Here is an 18,561-nt window from a genome sequence, read left to right as displayed (position 1 = left end):
TTTTATGACGTGCGTCACGGAGATGGGGTGGTGCGGAGAGTCAGTCCCGTGTGGTGATGCCCTCCAGCACCAGTTCGAGGAAGCGGGAGCTGCCGTCCCGGTCGGGGGTCGCCTGCTCGCGCACCCAGGCGGCGCCGCTGAGGAGGTCGAACAGCTCGTCGGGGGTCAGGTCGTGCCGCACCCTGCCGGCCGCCTGGGCGGCGCGCAGCAGGTCGGCGCCGCTGTGGTGCATCGCGCTGCACATCGTGTGGGAGGGCGTGCCCTCGTCGTACATGCTCTGCGCGAGGATGCCCACCAGCCCGCGGAAGGTGCTGAAGTGGACCACCGCCTCGCGCATCCAGGCGACCAGCGCGTCGAGCGGGTCCGGCCCGGAGGCCAGCCGCTCCGCGTGGGCGACGAGGTTCTCCAGGCCGTCGCGGGTCGCGGCCTCCACCAGCGAGGCCCGCGTGGGGAAGTGCCGGTATAGCGTGCCGATCGCCACTCCTGCCTGGCTCGCGATGTCCTCCAGGGAGGCGTCGGCCCCGGCGCTCTCGAACGCCTTGCGGGCCGCGGCCAGGATCGCGTCGTAGTTGCGCCGGCCGTCGGCCCGCTTGGGGCGCTGGGCGATGTAGGGCTTGCCGTCCACTCCGATACCTCCCGCTTGACATCCTGAGGATGCCTCAGCTTGAATCCTGTCACTTAACCTGAGACGACCTCAGTATAGATACGCCCGCTAACCTGAGGTTGCCTCAGTCTGATGCCCCCAGTCAGCAGACCGTGGAGGTTCCATGACCACCGAAAGCGCCCCCGGCGACGTCTCGGCCGGCGCGCCGCCGCGAGCCGGCCGCGCCTGGGCACTCGTGCTCGCGGCGATCGTCGGGGCGGAGTTCATGCTCCAGCTCGACGGCACGATCGTGAACGTCGCGCTCCCGACCCTCCAGTCCGACCTCCATCTGTCGGTGGCCGGGGGATCGTGGGTGCCGAACGGCTTCTTCCTCGCCTTCGGCGGCCTCCTGCTGTTCGCCGGTCGTCTCGGCGACGTGCTCGGGCATCGCAGGGTCTTCCTCTCCGGGGTCGGGCTGGTCGTGGTGGCGTCGCTGGTCGCCGGGCTCGCGCCGAACGTGGAGGTGCTGCTCGCGGGCCGGATCCTGCAGGGCGCCGGCGCGGCGATCGCCGGTCCCACCGGGCTGGCGCTTCTGGCGATCGTCTTCGAGGGGGAGCGGCAGCAGCGGGCCTTCGGCCTCTACTCCACGGTGACCGGGCTCGGCGCCTCCGCCGGCATGGTGCTCGGCGGCGTGCTCACGTGGGCGGGGGACTGGCGATGGAGCCTGCTGGTGAACGTGCCCATCGGCCTGGTCATCATCGCGGTCGCCGTCCGTGCCCTCGGCCTGCGGGACGAGGCGACCCGGCGCCGCCCGCTCGGCCTGCCGAGCGCGCTGCTCAGCACCGCCACCCTCGCCGCCGCCGTGTACGGCCTCGTCCACGCCGCCGAGAACGGGTGGGGCGACCGCTGGACGCTGACCGCCCTCGGCGCCGCGGTCGTGCTGGCCGTCGTTCTCCTGCTGGTGGACCGGCGGGCCGACGAGCCGCTGCTGCCCCTGGCCCTCTTCTCCGGCCGCGATCGGGCCGGCGCCTTCCTCGCCCTGCTGCTGCTCGCGGCGGTGCTCACGAGCTTCCTCATCTACCTGGTGCAGTATCTCCAGGGCGTGCTGCACCTCAACGCGCTGCAGAGCGGCCTGGCGATCCTGCCGTTCGGCCTGGCGCTGCTCGTCAGCACCCAGATCCTCACCAAGCACATCGCCGCGATCGGTCTCAAGACGCGTGCCGTCGCCGGTCTGGTCGTGGTGCTGGCCGGAGTGGCCTGGCTGACCCGCCTCGACGGCGGCAGCACCTACGCCGGCGGCGTGCTCCCCGCCCTCGTCGTCATGGGGCTCGGCGTCGGCGTGGCGATCATCCCGTTCAACATGATCGTCCTGACCACCGCGCCGCAGGAGTACGCCGGGGTCGCCGCGGGGGTGCTGCAGACGGCGCTCACGATCGGCGGCTCGCTCGGCCTGGCCGCGATGCTGATCCCGCTCACGCAGGGCACGGGTGGTCTCGCCGGGAGCATCTCGTCGGTGTTCGTCTGGGCCTGCGGCGCCCTGGTGATCGCCCTGCTCGTCGCGCTCGTCTTCTGGTACCGCCCCGGCGCGCGGGGGGCCGCACCCGCCGCCCGGGGTTGACGGGGCCGTTCCCCGCGCCCCGAAACGAGGGGCGAGCCGTCCGCAGCCGGCTCGCCCCTCGTGTCGTCTCCGGGGCTCACCCCGCGATGGCGAGGTCGGCGTCGGCGGAGAGGATCGCGAACTGAAGCCGGCGCATGGTCACGCGGGGGTCGAGCCCGAGCTCCTCCCGCAGCACCTGCCGGGCCGACTGGAAGACCTCCAGCGCCTCGGCCCGCCGCCCGGAACGGTAGAGGGCCAGCATGAGCTGCTCGCGCAGGTTCTCGTTGAGCGGATACTCCTCGACCCACCGGGACAGGTCGCCGATCACCTCGCGGTGCCGCCCGAGCCGCAGCGAGCACATCGCGATCGCCTCAAGACACTCCAGCCGGACCTCCTCGGCCCAGCGGGCGAACGTGCCGACGATGAGCCCGTTGTCGATCCCGGCGAGCACGGGCCCGCGGAACAGGGCCGCCGCGGCGGCGAACGACTCCAGCGCCCGCTCCGGGTCACGGTCCGCCCCGTCCCGGCCCGCGGCGTGCAGGCTCTGCAGACGGAACACGTCCACGGACGCGCGGTCCGCCTCCAGCAGGTAGCCCTGGGCGTGCGTCCGGATGGCCGCCCCGTCCACCGCGGGCTGAACGTAGGTCTTGCGCAGATGCGAGATGTAGACGTGCAGGGCGGCGCGAGCGCGCTTCGGAGGATCGTTCCCCCACAGCTCGTCGAGCAGTTCGTCGGTCGACACCGGCTGGTTCGCCCGGATCAGCAGCGCGGCCAGCAGCGTCTCGACCTTGGGCGCGCTGATCGTGTGCGTCTCCTCGTCCACCAGGCGTAATGGCCCGAGCAATTCGTATCTCATTGGTCTCCCCGCGCACGCTGCCTGAGGTGCTCCTGGAATCGGCGCATATCACCGCGATCACGACGATTCTTGCGAGAGCCCACGCCCCTGACATCAGCGGAAGTGCGTACGGCGGGCATTTCGGTGTGCGTAATTACCTGCCTGCTCCGCCTTCTTCGGGCAGTCGCGGCCGGGTGGCTGGTCCGGCTCAGGTCAGTGCGTCTCAGGTGGTGTAGCGCGCGACCACGCCCATGAGGGCCGTGGCGATCCGGAGCCTGTCGGCCTCCGGCATCTCCTCGCCCAGGACGTCCAGACGCGCGCAGATCTCCGCGTGCACCTGCTCGCCGAGCCCCGCGCCCTCGGGCGTGAGCGAGATCCGGCAGGCGCGGCGGTCGCGCGGATGGCTGACCCGGGTCACGAGCCCGCGCCGTTCCACCCGGTCCACGAGCCCGGTGAGGCTGGACTTCTCCAGATGCAGGAGGCGGCTGAGCTCGGTCATGCCGATGGGGCCGTCGTTCAGCATGCACAGCAACTGCGCCTGCTGCGGAGTGACGCCGTGCTCCCGGCTCACGTCGGCGAAGACGTACTGCACGACGTGGGACATGCGCACCAGCGCGGTGGCGAACGCCGCGTCCGTGCCGGTCCCCGTGGCCGTCCCCGTGGCCGTCCCCGTGGCCGTCGTCGTGGTCATCTGCATCCTCCTGGTCCGAGCGTAATTGACATCGGTTCGTACAGCCAACTAATTTGTGCGTACTACGAACTGTTCGTACTACGAACTAATGAGGCTTCGTGAACGCGGATGACACGACGAGCCCCGCCGCGAGAGGCGCCGGTGTGCTGGCCGCCCTCGGCCTCGCGGTCTTCGGCTACGCCCTCATGCAGACGGTGGTGGTCCCCGCCCTGGGCCTGCTGGGAGACGTCCGCGCTGCTCAGCGTCCGCGGCCTCGCCAAGACCTTCCCGGTGCGCACCGGCCCGCTGCGGCGCAGAGGCACCAGGAACGCGGTGGACGGCGTGGACTTCGACATCCCCGCGGGGACCACGCTGGGCCTGGTCGGCGAATCCGGGTCGGGCAAGACGACGACGGCCAGGATGATCCTCGGTCTGGAACGGCCGACGGCGGGCAGCGTGCGCTTCGCGGGCGAGGACGTCACCTTCGCCCGGGGCGAGGCCCTGCGGCGGCTGCGGCGCCGGGTCCAGCTCGTCTACCAGAACCCCTACACCTCGCTGCACCCCCGCTTCACGTTCGAGGACCTGCTGACCGAGCCGATGCGCAACCACGGCGTGGACGACGCGGCAGGCAGGGCGGCGGCCGTACGCGCGCTGCTGGACGACGTCGCCCTGCCCGCCTCGCCCGCCGCCGCGCGGGGGAGCTGTCCGGCGGCCAGCGGCAGCGCGTCGCCATCGCCCGCGCCCTGGCGCTGAACCCCGACCTGCTGGTGTGCGACGAGCCGGTCTCCGCCCTCGACGTGACCGTGCAGGCCCAGATCCTGGAGCTGCTGGCCAGGCTGCAGCGCGAACGCGGCCTGACCTATCTGTTCATCTCCCACGACCTGGCCGTCGTACGCCAGGTCAGCCACACGATCGCGGTCATGCGCGGCGGCCGGATCGTCGAGCAGGGCGACGCGGAAGACGTCTTCACCAGCCCGAGGCACCCCTGCACGCGGGAGCTGCTCGCCGCGATCCCCGGTTTCCGGACACAGACGGAGGAACCCCAATGGAGTCAGGTCTCATCACCTTCGGCAGCCTGCTGCCGGACCCGCACACGGGCGAACGGCTGTCCCAGCGGGAACGGCTGCGCGACGTCGTCCGTGCCGCGGTCACCGCCGAGGAGCTCGGCTTCGCCTGGTACACGGTGGGGGAGCACCACTTCGGCGAGCGGGACGTGATCCCGTCGCCCGTCGTCATCCTGGCGGCGATCGCCGAACGCACCTCCTCCATCCGGCTCGCGACCGGGACCACCCTGGTGGCCAACCGGGACCCGGTGCTCGTCGCCGAGGACTACGCCCTCCTCTCCGACGGCCGGCTAGAGCTCATCGCCGGTGGCTCGTTCTTCCCCGAGCCGTACGCGGTCTTCGGCCAGGAGCCGGACAGCGCTCCCTGGGCGGGCAACCTGACCGAGGACGGCTTCTTCCTGCCGCCGGAGCGCCTCCGGCTGCGCTACCGGGAGCTCGGCGTGGACGACGGCACCGAGGTGGCCGTTTACTGCGGCAGCGGCGTGACCGCCTGCCATGACCTGCTGGCGCTCGAACTCGCCGGCGTCGGCTCGGCGGCGCTCTACCCGGGTTCCTGGTCCGCCTGGTCGGCGGACCCGCGGCGGCCGGCCGTACGAGGGGAGCGGCCGTGGCCGCACGACCAGGAGGAGGCACGGGCATGAGCGCGCGCGACCGGCTGCGCTTCGGCGCGGGAGGGGCCGTCGGCGGCCTGTCGGCCGGCGAGACGCTCGACCTCGCGCAGAGCGCGGACGAGCTGGGCTACGACCTGTTCACCTTGAGCGACCATCTGCACGGCGGCCGTCCCAGCCTGGAGCCGCTGACCGCGCTGTCCTGGATCGCCGCCCGCACCAGGACCATCGAGGTCGGCACCAACGTGCTCGGGCTGCCCTACCGCGAGCCCCCCGTCGTGGCCAAGACCGCCGAGACGGTCGACCGGCTGTCGGGCGGGCGGCTCGTCCTCGGCCTCGGAGGCGGCGGTTTCGACCACGAGTTCGCCGCGTTCGGGCTCGCCGGGCGCAGCCCGGGCCAGAAGGTCGCGGCGCTGCGGGAGGCGATCGGGATCATCCGCGGGCTGTGGGCGGGGGAGCCGGTCTCGTTCCGCGGCGACCACTACACGGTCCGCGACGCGGTCATCACCCCGGCCGCCCGGCGGCCCATCCCGATCTGGCTCGGCTCCTACGGCCCGCGCTCGCTGGCGCTCACCGGGGAACTGGCCGACGGATGGCTGCCCTCGCTCGGGCGCATCTCCCTGGCGCAGGCCGCCGCGATGCGCCGTGCCGTACGGCGGGCGGCGCGGGACGCCGGGCGCGACCCCGGCTCGATCACGTGCGCCTGCAACGTCCGGGTCCTCGTCGATCCCTCCAGGTCGCCGACCCCGGAGCTCGTCACCGGTGGCGTCGACGCGGTGGTGGACCAGCTCACCGGCACCGTCGCGGCGGGCTTCACCTCTCTGCTGCTCGCCCTGCCGACCATGCGCGAGCAGGAGTTCTTCGCCCGGGAGATCATCCCGCAGGTGCGCGAGCGGGCCGCGAACCTCGACCCCGGCCTCGCCGACGCCGACACGGCGTCCGGGCAGGGCCGCACGGCATAGGAGGCAGCGCCCGCGTGAGCGAAAGCGGCCGGCGTGCCCGTACGGAGGCGCGCCGGCCGCCGGCACGGCGCGCCCGCCGTGCGCCCCCGGTCACCCGGGCCTGCTCAGATGGCAGGCCGGTAGAAGAAGGTCCGGCGGCGGTGGATCCGGCCGTCATGGAACTCGAACCAGTCGGCGAAGAGTTCGTTCAGCGGCGCGCCCTCCCTGGACACACCGTTGAAGTGACCCCAGCAGAAGCCCTGGAGCGCGCCGCTCACCACGGAGCGCAACTCGTGGACTCCCGCGCCGATCGGACGCTTCGCCTGGTAGAAGTCGCAGAGATCGTCCACGCCGTTGATCTCGGGGAAGCCCGGACGGTCGTAGGTGACGTCGCTCGTGACCAGCGTTCTGAGCGTGGCCCAGTCACTCGCGTCGATCGTCGAGAAGAGTGTTCTGATGAGCTTTTCGTGGGGGTCCATCGCGCCTCCTTCCGAGGCACCTCAATCGGACGCGGGGACACCGTCGGGGGGTTGCAGGTCCGTTTCCGTCAGCGTTCTCAGCTGCCGGTGGTCCATGTCGCGGAACCACGACATGAAGTGCCGGACGAAAAGCCCCTCCGGGTCGGTGATGATGAAGATCCCCATGATCTGTACGGCGTCCTGATCACGCAGGTTCGGGGCGTGTTTGTGAATCTGCCAGATGATCGAGCCGCCGTCCTCGTGTTTGACCAGGACGAAAGACGTGGGGAGAGTTGCTCGGACCTCGGCGACGCGCAGACGCTGCGCTCCCCATTTGGCGCTGTGCCTGGCGATGCTCCGGTAGTGGTGCAGGTAAGCGGGCGTGAGTTGTTCGGCGAGGTGCCCGGGGCTGCGATCGCCGTTGCCGTCGGACTGGATGATCCGGTGATAGGTGACCTCGCCGAACCGCCTTTCGAACTCGCTGAGATAGGCACGTTGGATATGCGTCCACCGCGGATCGTTGGACGCCTTGAATACCTCCACGTAGGAATTGACCGCATAGATCTGGGCGCCGCGCGGGGCTCTGCGGATGACTTCGCCCGCATCACGGTGCAGCCTTTCGATGTCCTCGGCGCGGTCGGCCTTGTAATAGGTCGCCTTCAGCCGGGACTCGCCGTTGGTGAGGGAGTGCACGGCATCCTGCAGGTGCGTCACGCTCACGGGCAGTTGCCGGACGATGTGCAGAAGCGCGAACACGAGTGTCAGGCCCGACACCGCGAGCAGCCCGACCGCCGTCCACCCGGCCACCCCGAGGGGGGAACCGGCAAGGATGACCACCGAGCTTCCGAGGGAGGCGGCGTGGACCACCAGCAACGTGACGGCGAACGCCGGAGAACGCATGGGGGCCTCCGAGGACGGCCGGTGCGGGGTCAGATCACCCATATCGCGTGGACCACATTGTACGTATTACCGCAACCCCACTCTCGTCCGAAGCGTTTACCGATTACCGTTGATATCGGGAGCTGTGGGACAGTCGGAGGCAACGTGAGCTCGACCCAAGTTCGCATTCCGATCGGAGACGGACAATCCGGCACTAGTAACTATCTCATAGCCGAAATAGATGCAAATGACGCGCTGGAGCTGGCCTCTTCGGGTATCGACGGAAGGCTGGAAGAGGCTTCGCGGTCGCTGTCGGCGGCACTGGACGACATCAGACCCGTCATCGAGACGATAATGACGAAACTCCAGACGGCCGCTCGCCCGCCCAAGGAGATCCAGGTGGAGTTCGGCCTGAAGTTCGGCGGCGAGTTGGGGTTGATCTTCACGAAGGGAACCGCCGAAGCGTCGTTCAACGTCACCATGACCTGGGCTCCGGAGAATCCGCCGTCATGACCGGAAGCGGATCCCGGCCGGAACGCGCGACGGTCCGCATCCTCGCAAACGGCAATCGGCCTGTGGGCCTCGGCTTCCTGGTCGGTCAGCAACAGATCGTGACATGCGCGCATGTCGTCAACTCGGCGCTCGGCCGGGAACAGCGTGAACCAGCCGGACCCCCGGATGACACTCTGATCTTCGTCGACTTTCCGCTCGGGGGCGACGGCCGCCACAGCCACGTCCGTCCGGCCAAGATCGTCAGGTGGCGACCGGGCGGCGTCCACCCCTTCGAGTGGAGCGACATCGCCGGCCTGGAACTGCTGGAGCCGCCGCCTCAGTCGACCGCCCCGGCCAGGCTCCGCGTGACCGGCAGCCCGGCCGGGACCTACGTCCAGGTATGGGGATTCCTGCATAACCGGCGAGTGATGGGGCACGTCACCGGCGAGCTTCTCGGGGCGGCAGACCCGGTCCGCAGCCAGGTCGATCGGCGAATCACATCACGCATGACGGCCGCGCCCGGCTTCAGCGGCGGGCCGGTCTGGCACCGGGACAGCGGTGAGGTCGTGGGCATGCTCCAGGCGATCGCCGGTGACGAGCAGATCTACATGATCGGGCTGCACGCGCTCGCCGCGGCCTGGCCCGCGGTCCTTCACCGGCCGCCCCGCAATCCCTACCGTGGGCTGTTGCCCTTCGAAGAGTCGGACGCCGAGCTGTTCTTCGGCCGCGCCGGCTTCGTCGAGCAACTCGTCGATGACACCAGGTCCCGCAGGCTGCTCGCCGTGACGGGCCCTTCGGGCTGCGGGAAGTCGTCCGTGGTGAATGCAGGGCTCATCCCACGGCTCCGCCGTGAATCGCTCCGGAGTGGATCGTCGATGCACGCTGTGCGCCTCCGGCCGGGGGAGCTGCCGATGTTCGCGCTGGCCCGTGAGTTCGCCGCCGCCGAAGGCCGTGACGCCCAGGTCCAGCAGTCCCAGATCGAGCGGTGGCGTTCTCGCCTGCTGGAGCTGGGCCTGCGGGACGCGGGGCGCCGGCTGGCGATCGGGCTGAATGTGGATCGGCTGGTCGTGGTGGTCGACCAGGCCGAGGAGATCCTCACGCGCTGCACCGATGCCGGGGAACGTTCCACCTTCCTCGACCTGCTGGCGGAGACCGCCACAGAGCTGAGGCCGTCGGAACAGGCCGACATCACCGTCGTCCTGACCATCCGGGAGGAGCACTTCGGCGGTCTGCTCCAGCACCAACGCCTTGGCGAATATCTTCAGATGCGTTCCCGGGTGCTGCGCGCGCTGTCGGACGTGGACCTCCGAACCGCCATCACCGAACCCGCGCGCCTGGCCGATCCCGAACACCCGGTCGTGTGCGACGAGGACCTGATCGAAGCGCTCTGCGCGGATTTCGGCCGGCAGCCGGGACGGCTGCCGCTCCTCCAGTTCGTGCTGCACAGCATGTGGCCCCTCCAGGACCCGCCGTGGCGGCTGACGCGGAAGACGTACGAGGACATGGGCGGGGCCAGCGCCCTTTCGAAGTACGCCGACAAGGTCATCGAGGGCCTTCCGCAACGACAGCGAGACGCGGCAGAGCGGATCTTCACCATGCTGGTCACTCCGGGCACGAGCGACTATGCGCAACCGGTGCGCCGGGACCGGCTCTCCCCGGACGACCTGGAGGTGGCCGGGATCCTGCACGACAAGCGGCTGGTGACCTTCAACGGCGAGACGGTCGAAGTCGTCCACGAGGCGTTGCTCCGCGGCTGGGATCGCCTGCGGGACCTGCTGGCACGGGACAGCGAGGTCCTCGCCATGGTGGGGGTGATCCAGGGCTACAAGTCCCAATGGGAGAACCACGACCAGGATCCCAAATTCGTGTTGCCCGCGCCGCTGCTCGAGCGCGCCTTCAAGGTGGTGGAGGAGCATCCGCACCATGCGATGGGCGTCATGCCCTACGTCGTCCACAGCATGGAGGTGCACCGTGAGGAACAGCGCAACCAGGAGCGCCTTCTCGCGTACAACGAGGCGACGCGCCTGGCCGAGCAATCCGAGTTCGCCCGGCTCTCCCCGGCGGAGACCCCGACCACGGCGCTGGACCTCGCCATCCGTTCCCTGGAGCGCATGCCCCTGTTCAAGGGGGATCGGGCACTGCGCGAGGCGCTCGCCAGCACGACCAAGCCCGAACTTCGCCTTGAGCACGACGACGCCGTGCGCTGTGTGGCGTACAGCCCCGACGGATTCCATCTCGCGACGGCGGGCTTCGACGGCACCGTATGCGTGTGGGAGGCGGCCACCGGGCGGGCGCGAGTGACCATCCGGAACGCGATGGCCGTCTGGTCGATCGCCTTCAGCCCGGACGGGGAGCTCCTCGCCACAGGCGGTCACGAGGATCAGGCGAAGATCTACGACGTCCGGACGGGAACGCCGGTCGGCTCGCTGCCGCACGGCGACACCGTATGGGCCGTGGACTTCAGCCCGGACGGCCGGTTCCTCGCCACCGCGTGCGGCGACGGGAGAGCACGCCTGTGGGACCCGCGTGGCGGGCATCTGCTCGCGACGATGGCGCACGACGACGTCGTGCGCAATCTGGCGTTCCACCCCGGGGGCAGCGTGCTCGCGACCGCGAGCGCCGACGCGACCGTGGGCCTCTGGGCCGTCCCCACCGGCGTGGAGATCGCGCGGCTGCCCCATGACGGATGGGTCCGTGCCGTGGTCTTCAGCGCCGACGGCGCGCTCGCCTCGGCCAGCCGCGACGAGCGGGCGCGGATCTGGACGGCGGAAAGGATCAACAACATCGTCGCGACCGGAGGGCGGACCCGCATCCAGGAAGAGAACCGGCTCAAGCACAGCGGCTGGGTCCGCACCGTGGCCTTCAGCCCGGACGGCAGCCTTCTCGCCACCGCCGGCCGTGACGGAAGCGCACGCATCTGGGACGCGCAGAGCGGAACACCGATCCAGCACCTGCACCATGAAGGCTCAGTGGAGAGCATCGCCTTCAGCCCGGACGGCACCCGGCTCGCCGTCGCGGGGGACAGCAAGACCGCGCACGTCTGGGACGCGCGTACGGGAAACGAAGCCGCACGGGTCGCGCATGACGGACCGGTCAACTGGGTGGTCTTCAGCCCGGACGGGGCCAAGCTGGCCACCGCCGGCGCCGATGCGACGGCCTGTGTGTGGAATGTCCATGCCTCGGATGAGATCGCACGCCTGACGCATGACTCCTGGGTCGAGGCGGTCGCCTTCGACCACCAGGGCACTCGGGTGGCCACGGCATGCTACTGCGGCGAAGTGCAGGTCTGGGACGTCGCGTCGGGAACCAGTATGTCCGGCTACTCGCACACCGGACCCGCGCAGTCCGTGGCGTTCTCCGTTGACGGAAGGCTGCTCGCCAGCGCGGGTGCCGACGGCCACGCTCGCGTGCGGGAAATCGGCACGGGCCGTGAGATCGCGGAGTTGCCGCATCCCGACTGGATAAGAAGCATCGCGCTGAGCCTCGACTCGCGCCTGCTCGCGACAGGTGGGGCCGATCGGATCGCCCGCATCTGGGAGATCGAGACCGGGAACCTCATCGCGCAGTTCCCCCACGACGAAACGGTGTGGGGTGTCGAGTTCAGCCCGGACGGGAAGCTGCTGGCCACGGCCTGCGCGGACAGATGCGCACGCCTCTGGTCGATCGCCGACGGCGAGGTCCGCAGAGTGCTGCGGCACACCGACATCGTCTGGGGTGTCAGCTTCGCGCGAGGGGGGAGGAGGCTCGCCACGGCCAGCGCCGAATACGCGCGCATCTGGCCGGTTCACGGGGAGGACGCACCACTGGACATCCGGCACGACGCCGCCGTTGAGTCGGTGGCCTTCAGCCCTGACGGCAGCCACCTCGCGGCAGGGTGCCAGGACGGTGACGTACGAATATGGTCCGTGCGTGGCGCCCAGGAGCCGTCCGAGGTGGCACGAGTGAGGCACGAAGAAGCCGTATGGGGCCTGTCCTTCAGCCCGGACGGCCGATATCTCGCCACGGCCAGCCGGGACAGCACGGCGCGCATCTGGCCGGCGACCTCGGCCGCCCTGATCGAACTCGCGACCCGGCATCTCGCTCGCCCGATCCCCGAGGACGACTGACCACGCCGCACACGGACTCGCGCCGAGGCGGGCACCCGGACCCTGCCGACGGCCACGTGCGTCCGGCCGGGTGTGCCGGGAGAGGGCGTGCTCGGCGACCTCCGGCGGCGACGGGGGTCCGCAGCACCCGTACGACGTGGGCGGTCATCCGCCGGTGGCCGTCGGCGTAGGTGTCCGTGTTGCGGGTCAGTAGCGCGCCGACGCTTGCGCTGGTCGCGCAGGCGACCATCAGGAGCGCGGCGGCGAGGACGCGTCCGGCCGAGGAGGTGCGCACGACGTCTCCCACGCTCGTGTCAGAGGCCGACATCGCGGCGCATCAGGTCGTCGAGGCCCTCGCGGCGGACGACGAGGCGGGCCTTGCCCCGGCTCACGGCGACGACCGGCGGGCGCCCGGTCATGTTGTACGTCGAGGCCATCGAGTGGTTGTAGGCGCCGGTGGCGGCGACGGCGAGCACGTCGCCGGGGCGGATGTCGGCGGGGAGCGCGGCGGCCTCGGCCAGCGTGTCCCCGCTCTCGCAGTGGTGGCCGACCACGGTGAAGTCGCGTGTGCCCTCGTGCGTCGCGCGGCCGATCATGCGCATCTCGTATCGCGAGCCGTACATCGCGGGCCGGGGATTGTCGCTCATGCCTCCGTCGACGGCGACGTACGTGCGGCGCAGCCCCTTCTTGACCGTGATCACACGGTAGAGCGTCACGCCGGCGGGCCCGGCGACGGCCCGTCCGGGTTCGACGGTCAGCCGCGGCGCCGGCAGGCCGATGCCCGCGCAGTGCCTCTCGACGGTCGCGGCCAGCGCGCCGAGCCGGGAGGGAGCCAGGCCGGCCTGCCCGTTCGTGTAGGCGATGGCGTGACCGCCGCCGAGGTCGAGCTGGGGCAGCGTCACCCCGTGCGCGTCGCGGATCCGCGCGAGCTGGTCCACCAGGACACGCGCGCACTGCTCGTACGGCCCGATCGCGGTGATCTGGGATCCCAGATGGCAGTGCAGGCCGACCAGCTCAAGGCGTGCCTGGTGGAGGATCCGGTTCACCGCCTCCCGCGCCCCACCGGCCGCGATCGACAGCCCGAACTTGTGGTCCTCGCCGCCGGTGCGGATGGCGGCGTGCGCCCCGGCTTCGATGTCGGGAATCACCCGCACCAGCACCTTCTGCCGCATCCCCACGGGGACGAGCGCGGTGAGACGGTTGATCTCGGCGAGATCGTCGATGACGATGCGGCCGACCCGCTGCTCCACGGCCGCGCGCAGGTCCGCGGGGGTCTTGGCGTTGCCGTGGAAGATGATCCGGTCCGGGGGGAAGCCTGCGGCCCGCGCCACGGCCAGCTCACCGGCCGAGCACACGTCGAGTGCGAGCCCCTCGTATCGGATCCAAGAGGCCATGGCGCGGCACCAGAAGGCCTTCGCGGCGTACGCGACTTCGGCCCGGGGCAGCGCGGCGCGGTAGGCGCGGCAGCGCAGGCGCACGTCCGCCTCGTCCATGACGTACGCCGGGGTGCCGAAGCGCCCGGCCACCTCCAGCAGGTCGACGCCGCCGACCTCGGCGTGCCCGCCGGGGCCGAAGCGCGCGGTGGCCGGCCAGGGGCCGTGGGCCGTCTCCGTCGTACGCGGAGGTGTGATCAGCAGGCTCATTTCGTTCTCTTCTCCGCCAGGAGCGCCTGGCCGAGTCCGGTGACCGTACGGGTCACGATCTGGGTGCTGGTGGTGGCGGCGCCCGCCTCGCGGAGCGTCGCCACCGCCAGTTCGAGGTCGTCCATGTTCCGGCAGGCCACCCGCACCTCGATGTCGGCGTCGCCGAGCAGGACCAGCGCGCTCAGCACCGCGGGCATCTCGCGCAGCCGCCGCTCGTAGGTTCCGCAGGTCACGCCGTGGCGCAGCCGGACGCGTACGAGGGCCTGGATCGGCCGTCCCAGCGCCGCCGGGTCCACCTCGACGCGGATGGCGGCCAGCGCGCCGCTCTCGCGCAGCCTGCGCAACCGGACGGACACCGTGCTGTCGCCGAGCGCGAGGTCGCGGGCGAGGGCCCGCACCGGAGCGCGGCCGTCCCGGGCGAGTGCCTGGAGCAGCGACCGGTCTACGTCGTCGAGCGATTTCACCGCACACCGCCTCCTGAACGGTCCTGCCATGCTGAACGGGCAAACACCCCGAAAATTGGACACACGACACGCTAAGTACGGGACATGCCATGGGTGGGTGATCCTGACGCGATTCCTACGGCGGGCCCGTCGAATCCGACGCCCGATTGACGTTCGACGCGGTCGTCCCGTCGTCGCGCAGCGTGATCGGACGACTTCCGCTCTTGACGCGTTCTTGACGCCCATACCCCGTCGTTTGCGGTGATTGCGCCAGTAGTGTGCATGCGTTCATTGACGCGATGTTGATGCCGGAGGTGGCCAGGTTGGGGCGTTCTGTCGCCACGCCCGCGGGTCCGATGCGCACCTGGCTGCTCGAAGGTCTCCAGACCGATCGCAAGGAGATCGAGCACGGGCCGCACGCGAAGCACCCGTGGTGGCGCGTGATGTGCCTGACGGGCGTGGACTATTTCTCCACGCTCGGCTACCAGCCGGGCATCGCGGTGCTCGCGGCCGGGTTCCTGTCGCCGCTCGCCACGGTCTTCCTGGTCGCGCTCACGCTGCTGGGCGCGCTGCCCGTCTATCGCCGGGTGGCCGCCGAGAGCCCGTACGGCCAGGGCTCGATCGCGATGCTGGAGAAGCTGGCGCCACAGTGGTGGGGCAAGCTGTTCGTCCTGGCCCTGCTCGGGTTCGCGGCCACCGATTTCGTCATCACCATGACGCTGTCGGCCGCCGACGCGACCGCGCACATCCTGGAGAACCCGTTCGCGCCGCACTGGATCCAAGGACAGCGCGTGCCCGTCACCCTGTTCCTGCTGGCCATGCTCGGCGGGGTGTTCCTGATGGGCTTCACCGAGGCGATCGGCGTCGCGGTGATCCTCGTCCTCGTCTACCTCGGGCTCAACGCCGTCGTCGTGGTCACCTCGCTCGTCCACGTGCTCCAGGCGCCCCAGGTGGTCGTCGACTGGACCCACGCGCTGAACGCCGGCTACAGCGGCCCGCTGGCCATGATCGGCCTGTCGTTGCTGGTCATGCCGAAACTCGCGCTGGGCATGTCGGGCTTCGAGACCGGCGTCGCCGTGATGCCCGTCGTCAGGGGCGACGTACGGCAGCGCATCAAGGGCGCCAAGCGGCTGCTCACCGTGGCCGCGCTCGTCATGAGCGTTTTCCTGATCTTCTCCAGCTTCGTCACGACCACGCTGATCCCGCACGAGGAGTTCGAGGAGGGCGGCAAGGCGAGCGGCCGTGCATTGGCCTACCTGGCGCACACGTTCCTCGGCGAGTGGTTCGGCAGCGTGTACGACGTCTCCACGATCGCGATCCTGTGGTTCGCGGGCGCCTCGGCCATGGCGGGCCTGATCAACCTGGTGCCGCGCTATCTCCCCCGATATGGCATGGCGCCGGAATGGACCGGCGCGGTGCGGCCCCTGGTTCTCGTCTTCGCGGCGATCGCGTTCGCCATCACGATCATCTTCGACGCCGACGTGGACGCCCAGGGCGGCGCATACGCCACGGGTGTGCTGGTGCTGATGCTGTCGGCGGCGGTCGCGGTGACGCTGTCGGCGTTCAGGAAGGGCCAGACGGCCGCCGCGATCGGCTTCGGGCTGATCGCGGCGGTCCTCGCCTACACGCTGGTCGACAACGTGGTCGAACGGCCCGACGGCGTGAAGATCGCATCCTTCTTCATCGCCGCGATCATCATCACCTCGGTGATCTCCCGGGCCACCCGTTCCACGGAGCTACGGGTGACCGAGGTCGGCCTGGACCCGCTGGCCCAGCAGTGGGTCAACGAGGCCGGCGGCCTGATCCACCTGATCGCGAACGAGCCCAATCAACGTGACCAGCACGAATACCACGACAAGCTGCGCGAGCAGTGGATCAACCACCGGCTGCGTAGCGACGAGCCCGTGATGTTCGTCGAGGTCACCGTGCCGGACGCGTCGGAGTTCGAGACCGAGCTGCACGTCCGGGGCGAGGAGCGCTACGGGCACAGGATCCTGCGGATCGAGAGCTCGGCCGTGCCGAACTCGCTGGCCGCCCTCCTGCTCCACGTCCGCGACCGCACCGGTGCGGTGCCGCACATCTACTTCCACTGGGCCGAGGGCAATCCCGTGCTCGCCATGCTGCGCTACCTGGTGTTCGGCGGCGGCGACGTGCCCCCGCTCACCCGCGAGGTGCTGCGCAAGGCGGAGCCGGACCTCGAACGCCGGCCCCACGTCCACGTCGGCTAATCAGCATGCACCGCACAGACCTCCTGACGGTAGGGCCGGTTCTTGATCTTCCCAAGGATCGGCTCCCAGGGGCCGAACTCCGGGTTGGCGTGCCGCCCGAGCACGATCGCAGCTACGCGTTCCGCTCCTGCCTGCTTGAGAGCGTGCGAGGCGGGCTGGACGCGGGCTCCCGTCGTCCAGGTGTCGTCGACGAGCAGCACACGGCACCCGGAAAGCCGTCAGGCGGATCGGGTACCGAGAAGCGCTCTCTGTGAAAAGATCGCAGGTCAGGGGGGAGCGCCGAATTCGCGGTCAGCCGCACCCAGGGGAGCCGGAGCCTGTTCCCGATCAGCAGGCGCAGCGGATGTTCGCCGGACCGTCCTCTCGTGCTCGGCACCACCGCCACGTGGCTCCACCGGTCGACGTGGGCCGCTTTCGCGGCGCAAGGGTGGTGATCCGTGGGGATCTCCGGAAGAGAATCGGGGCCGGTGTTCAGTTCCGAGATCAATCCTTCCACGACATCGAGAAGCTCACCCAGGCTTGCGACAACATGGACGCCGGGCTTTTTCGCGTAGTCGCGGGCCCAGTCGTGTTCAAGCAGTTGGTCCGGCATGATCACGGGCCGCCCGTGCTCCAATGCGAGCCTGGCCTGGATGCGTGCACCGCTCTTCCACGGAGCCTCGACCACGACGGTAGCCGCCGCGTAGCCGCTCATCACGGCGTTTCTCATCGGGAAGTTGCGCTGGTGCGGCGGAGTGTCCGGCCAGAACTGGCTGATGACCAGGCCATCGCAGGAGATTCGTTCCTGCAGTGCGCGGTTCTGGGCGGGATAGAACTGGTTGATTCCCGTTCCGATAACGGCGACCGTCCGTCCGTCCGCGTCCAGCGCGGCTCGATGGGCGGCGGTGTCGATCCCCTTCGCGAGACCACTCACCACTGTCACGCCATTTCGAGCCAGGTCAGTGGCCACCGCAGAGGCTATGCCGAGTCCTCGCTCGCTGGCCTGCCGGGTGCCGGCCACTGCGATCGCACGGTGGTCCGCCCGGAGCGTGCCGCGTGAGAAAAGCACCGGCGGCGTCTGGTGGATGCTGCGCAGTCGGCTCGGGTAGTCGGGGTCGAAGAAGGCGTGCACCCCGATTCCGGCGGAGTCCCAGGCGTTCAACGCCTGCTACGCCGGGGAGCGCCTCAGGGAGTGGCGACGACCGGGTCGCGGCGTGGCGGCGTCGTTTCGCCGTCCTCGACGTCCATCCCGCCCTCGCCGTACGGCGGGTCCTGCCGGTCGAGGTCGCGCGGGAGACCGATGCGGTTCTCCTCCCGGCGCGACAGCGGGCTCCCGGCCGTCGGCGGCTCTGTGGACTGGTCATCGAGGGTCTGGTGGAGGATGCACATCACGCGGTCCTGGAGTTCGGCCGGCTCATCAGGCCGGCGGGGTCGATCACGATGCCGATCACGCCGAGATCCTTGAGCATGCTCCGCAGCGCGGGCTCGCTCAGACGGACCCAGCCATGGTCGCTGCCCAGCACCTTCGTCAGCCGCAGCGGCGAGGTGAAGGCCACGGCCGTCCGTGTGCCCGCGGCCGTCCGGAACAGGCGTAGCGCCAGGGAGAACGAGCTGCGGCGGACCGGCACATATAAGGGATCTTCGAGCATTGTCATGCCTTCCGGAGGGAGCAACGAAGGCGACGTTAGGCGCCACGCGACCAGCGGGAACGCCGTCACTACGGAATCCCGACGCCCTGCCGCCGAAAGCTGACGCGACGTTGATGCGTCGCCGCGGCCCGGGTCGCGGTGACGAGCACGTCTTCAGCGGCCCGGGTCGCGGCGTCGAGCACGTCTTCAGCGGCCCGGGTCGCGGCGTCGAGCACGTCTCACCGTGCTGGTCGTCGCCCGTCGCCCGTCGCCCGTCGCCCGTCGCCCGTCGCCCGTCGCCCGTCGCCCGTCGACCGGCAACGGCGGCGTCCGCCGCCTTCGAACGCGCGACTACGAGGGCATGCCCGGTCGCGTGGAAGCGGCGTGGAAGCGGTGTAGGAGTGGCGTAGATGTTCCGGCGCTCGGCG

At 70.3% G+C, this 18,561-nt stretch carries 17 protein-coding genes and 3 pseudogenes; 9 read left to right on the top strand and 11 right to left on the bottom strand.

The annotated features are described in order from the left end of the window. Positions 1-40 precede the first annotated feature (40 nt). Positions 41-625: a TetR/AcrR family transcriptional regulator gene (locus tag HCK04_RS13620; RefSeq protein ID WP_142647579.1), complete on the bottom strand. Its 585-nt coding sequence runs from the start codon at positions 623-625 to the stop codon at positions 41-43. Between the two features lie 142 nt (positions 626-767). Between HCK04_RS13620 and HCK04_RS13615 the strand changes: the two genes are divergently transcribed. Continuing rightward, the gene (locus tag HCK04_RS13615) at positions 768-2,201 is read left to right on the top strand and encodes an MFS transporter (protein ID WP_142647576.1); all 1,434 of its coding nucleotides are present in this window, start codon (positions 768-770) and stop codon (positions 2,199-2,201) included. Positions 2,202-2,277: 76 nt separating this feature from the next. Here the strand turns inward: HCK04_RS13615 and HCK04_RS13610 are convergent, their stop codons facing one another. Both HCK04_RS13610 and HCK04_RS13605 read right to left on the bottom strand, forming a co-directional pair. Further along, positions 2,278-3,036 carry an AfsR/SARP family transcriptional regulator gene (locus tag HCK04_RS13610; protein WP_142647574.1) on the bottom strand — a complete coding sequence of 253 codons (759 nt, stop codon included), beginning with the start codon at positions 3,034-3,036 and terminating at the stop codon, positions 2,278-2,280. 202 nt (positions 3,037-3,238) lie between these two features. Next, on the bottom strand, positions 3,239-3,706 hold the full coding sequence (locus tag HCK04_RS13605; RefSeq protein WP_142647573.1) for a MarR family transcriptional regulator: 468 nt from the start codon (positions 3,704-3,706) through the stop codon (positions 3,239-3,241). A gap of 108 nt (positions 3,707-3,814) precedes the next feature. On the opposite strand from HCK04_RS13605, the gene HCK04_RS42310 reads away from it, so the two are divergent. The 5 genes and pseudogenes from HCK04_RS42310 (at position 3,815) to HCK04_RS13590 (ending at position 6,319) form a co-directional block, all read left to right on the top strand. Continuing rightward, on the top strand, positions 3,815-4,438 hold the full coding sequence (locus HCK04_RS42310) for an ATP-binding cassette domain-containing protein (protein ID WP_260617248.1): 624 nt from the start codon (positions 3,815-3,817) through the stop codon (positions 4,436-4,438). After that, a pseudogene (locus HCK04_RS43565) lies at positions 4,387-4,698 on the top strand (ABC transporter ATP-binding protein); the annotation flags it as partial. The gene HCK04_RS42310 and the pseudogene HCK04_RS43565, both read left to right, overlap by 52 nt. 32 nt (positions 4,699-4,730) lie before the next feature. Next, a pseudogene (locus HCK04_RS41060) lies at positions 4,731-5,093 on the top strand (LLM class flavin-dependent oxidoreductase); the annotation flags it as partial. Between the two features lie 12 nt (positions 5,094-5,105). After that, positions 5,106-5,390: pseudogene (locus HCK04_RS42300) on the top strand (rhodanese-like domain-containing protein); the annotation flags it as partial. After that, the gene (locus HCK04_RS13590) at positions 5,387-6,319 is read left to right on the top strand and encodes an LLM class flavin-dependent oxidoreductase (protein ID WP_142647571.1); all 933 of its coding nucleotides are present in this window, start codon (positions 5,387-5,389) and stop codon (positions 6,317-6,319) included. The pseudogene HCK04_RS42300 and the gene HCK04_RS13590, both read left to right, overlap by 4 nt. A gap of 104 nt (positions 6,320-6,423) precedes the next feature. Here HCK04_RS13590 and HCK04_RS13585 read toward each other — a convergent pair whose 3' ends face one another. Both HCK04_RS13585 and HCK04_RS13580 read right to left on the bottom strand, forming a co-directional pair. Next, entirely contained in the window at positions 6,424-6,777 is a 354-nt protein-coding gene (locus HCK04_RS13585) for a nuclear transport factor 2 family protein (RefSeq protein WP_142647569.1), read from the bottom strand. Positions 6,778-6,798: 21 nt separating this feature from the next. Beyond that, entirely contained in the window at positions 6,799-7,698 is a 900-nt protein-coding gene (locus HCK04_RS13580) for a hypothetical protein (protein WP_147943173.1), read from the bottom strand. A 102-nt stretch (positions 7,699-7,800) separates the two neighbouring features. Between HCK04_RS13580 and HCK04_RS13575 the strand changes: the two genes are divergently transcribed. After that, entirely contained in the window at positions 7,801-8,148 is a 348-nt protein-coding gene (locus tag HCK04_RS13575; protein ID WP_142647565.1) for a CU044_2847 family protein, read from the top strand. Next, complete coding sequence (locus HCK04_RS13570; protein ID WP_142647563.1) at positions 8,145-12,233, top strand: trypsin-like peptidase domain-containing protein; 4,089 nt, start codon at positions 8,145-8,147, stop codon at positions 12,231-12,233. Before HCK04_RS13575 ends, HCK04_RS13570 begins: the two co-directional genes overlap by 4 nt. A 293-nt stretch (positions 12,234-12,526) precedes the next feature. On the opposite strand, the gene lysA is transcribed toward HCK04_RS13570, so the two are convergent. Further along, on the bottom strand, positions 12,527-13,855 hold the full coding sequence (gene lysA, locus HCK04_RS13565; RefSeq protein ID WP_142647561.1) for a diaminopimelate decarboxylase: 1,329 nt from the start codon (positions 13,853-13,855) through the stop codon (positions 12,527-12,529). Continuing rightward, entirely contained in the window at positions 13,852-14,319 is a 468-nt protein-coding gene (locus HCK04_RS13560) for an Lrp/AsnC family transcriptional regulator (protein ID WP_168065911.1), read from the bottom strand. The genes lysA and HCK04_RS13560 overlap by 4 nt, the downstream gene beginning before the upstream one ends. A 302-nt stretch (positions 14,320-14,621) precedes the next feature. Between HCK04_RS13560 and HCK04_RS13555 the strand changes: the two genes are divergently transcribed. After that, the gene (locus HCK04_RS13555; RefSeq protein ID WP_205830214.1) at positions 14,622-16,526 is read left to right on the top strand and encodes an amino acid transporter; all 1,905 of its coding nucleotides are present in this window, start codon (positions 14,622-14,624) and stop codon (positions 16,524-16,526) included. Positions 16,527-16,638: 112 nt separating this feature from the next. On the opposite strand, the gene HCK04_RS13550 is transcribed toward HCK04_RS13555, so the two are convergent. The 4 genes from HCK04_RS13550 to HCK04_RS13535 all read right to left on the bottom strand — a co-directional run bounded on the left by HCK04_RS13550 (position 16,639) and on the right by HCK04_RS13535 (position 18,369). Further along, a complete protein-coding gene (locus tag HCK04_RS13550) occupies positions 16,639-17,667 on the bottom strand; it encodes a DNA-processing protein DprA (RefSeq protein ID WP_142647555.1) in 1,029 nt (342 codons plus the stop codon). 23 nt (positions 17,668-17,690) lie between these two features. Then, entirely contained in the window at positions 17,691-17,894 is a 204-nt protein-coding gene (locus HCK04_RS13545; protein ID WP_142647553.1) for a hypothetical protein, read from the bottom strand. Further along, entirely contained in the window at positions 17,894-18,160 is a 267-nt protein-coding gene (locus tag HCK04_RS13540; protein WP_142647551.1) for an SAV_915 family protein, read from the bottom strand. Before HCK04_RS13540 ends, HCK04_RS13545 begins: the two co-directional genes overlap by 1 nt. Positions 18,161-18,222: 62 nt before the next feature. Next, positions 18,223-18,369, bottom strand: coding sequence for a hypothetical protein (locus HCK04_RS13535; RefSeq protein ID WP_168065909.1), 147 nt, complete (start codon positions 18,367-18,369; stop codon positions 18,223-18,225). Positions 18,370-18,561 lie beyond the last annotated feature (192 nt).

Source organism: Microbispora sp. CL1-1, assembly GCF_012034195.1.
In the GTDB taxonomy this organism is placed as follows: Bacteria; Actinomycetota; Actinomycetes; order Streptosporangiales; family Streptosporangiaceae; genus Microbispora.
The sequence above is the reverse complement of the archived record's forward strand: the minus strand, read 5'-3'. Positions and strand labels throughout refer to the sequence as shown.

Bases quoted from the DNA above. Each gene is read 5' to 3' on its own strand.
- HCK04_RS13570 (WP_142647563.1), top strand. From the start codon at position 8,145: ATGACCGGAAGCGGATCCCGGCCGGAACGCGCGACGGTCCGCATCCTC.
- HCK04_RS13540 (WP_142647551.1), bottom strand. From the start codon at position 18,160: ATGACAATGCTCGAAGATCCCTTATATGTGCCGGTCCGCCGCAGCTCG.
- HCK04_RS13615 (WP_142647576.1), top strand. From the start codon at position 768: ATGACCACCGAAAGCGCCCCCGGCGACGTCTCGGCCGGCGCGCCGCCG.
- HCK04_RS13580 (WP_147943173.1), bottom strand. From the start codon at position 7,698: ATGGGTGATCTGACCCCGCACCGGCCGTCCTCGGAGGCCCCCATGCGT.
- HCK04_RS42310 (WP_260617248.1), top strand. From the start codon at position 3,815: ATGACACGACGAGCCCCGCCGCGAGAGGCGCCGGTGTGCTGGCCGCCC.
- HCK04_RS13610 (WP_142647574.1), bottom strand. From the start codon at position 3,036: ATGAGATACGAATTGCTCGGGCCATTACGCCTGGTGGACGAGGAGACG.
- HCK04_RS13590 (WP_142647571.1), top strand. From the start codon at position 5,387: ATGAGCGCGCGCGACCGGCTGCGCTTCGGCGCGGGAGGGGCCGTCGGC.
- HCK04_RS13545 (WP_142647553.1), bottom strand. From the start codon at position 17,894: ATGTGCATCCTCCACCAGACCCTCGATGACCAGTCCACAGAGCCGCCG.
- HCK04_RS13605 (WP_142647573.1), bottom strand. From the start codon at position 3,706: ATGACCACGACGACGGCCACGGGGACGGCCACGGGGACGGCCACGGGG.
- HCK04_RS13585 (WP_142647569.1), bottom strand. From the start codon at position 6,777: ATGGACCCCCACGAAAAGCTCATCAGAACACTCTTCTCGACGATCGAC.
- lysA (WP_142647561.1), bottom strand. From the start codon at position 13,855: ATGAGCCTGCTGATCACACCTCCGCGTACGACGGAGACGGCCCACGGC.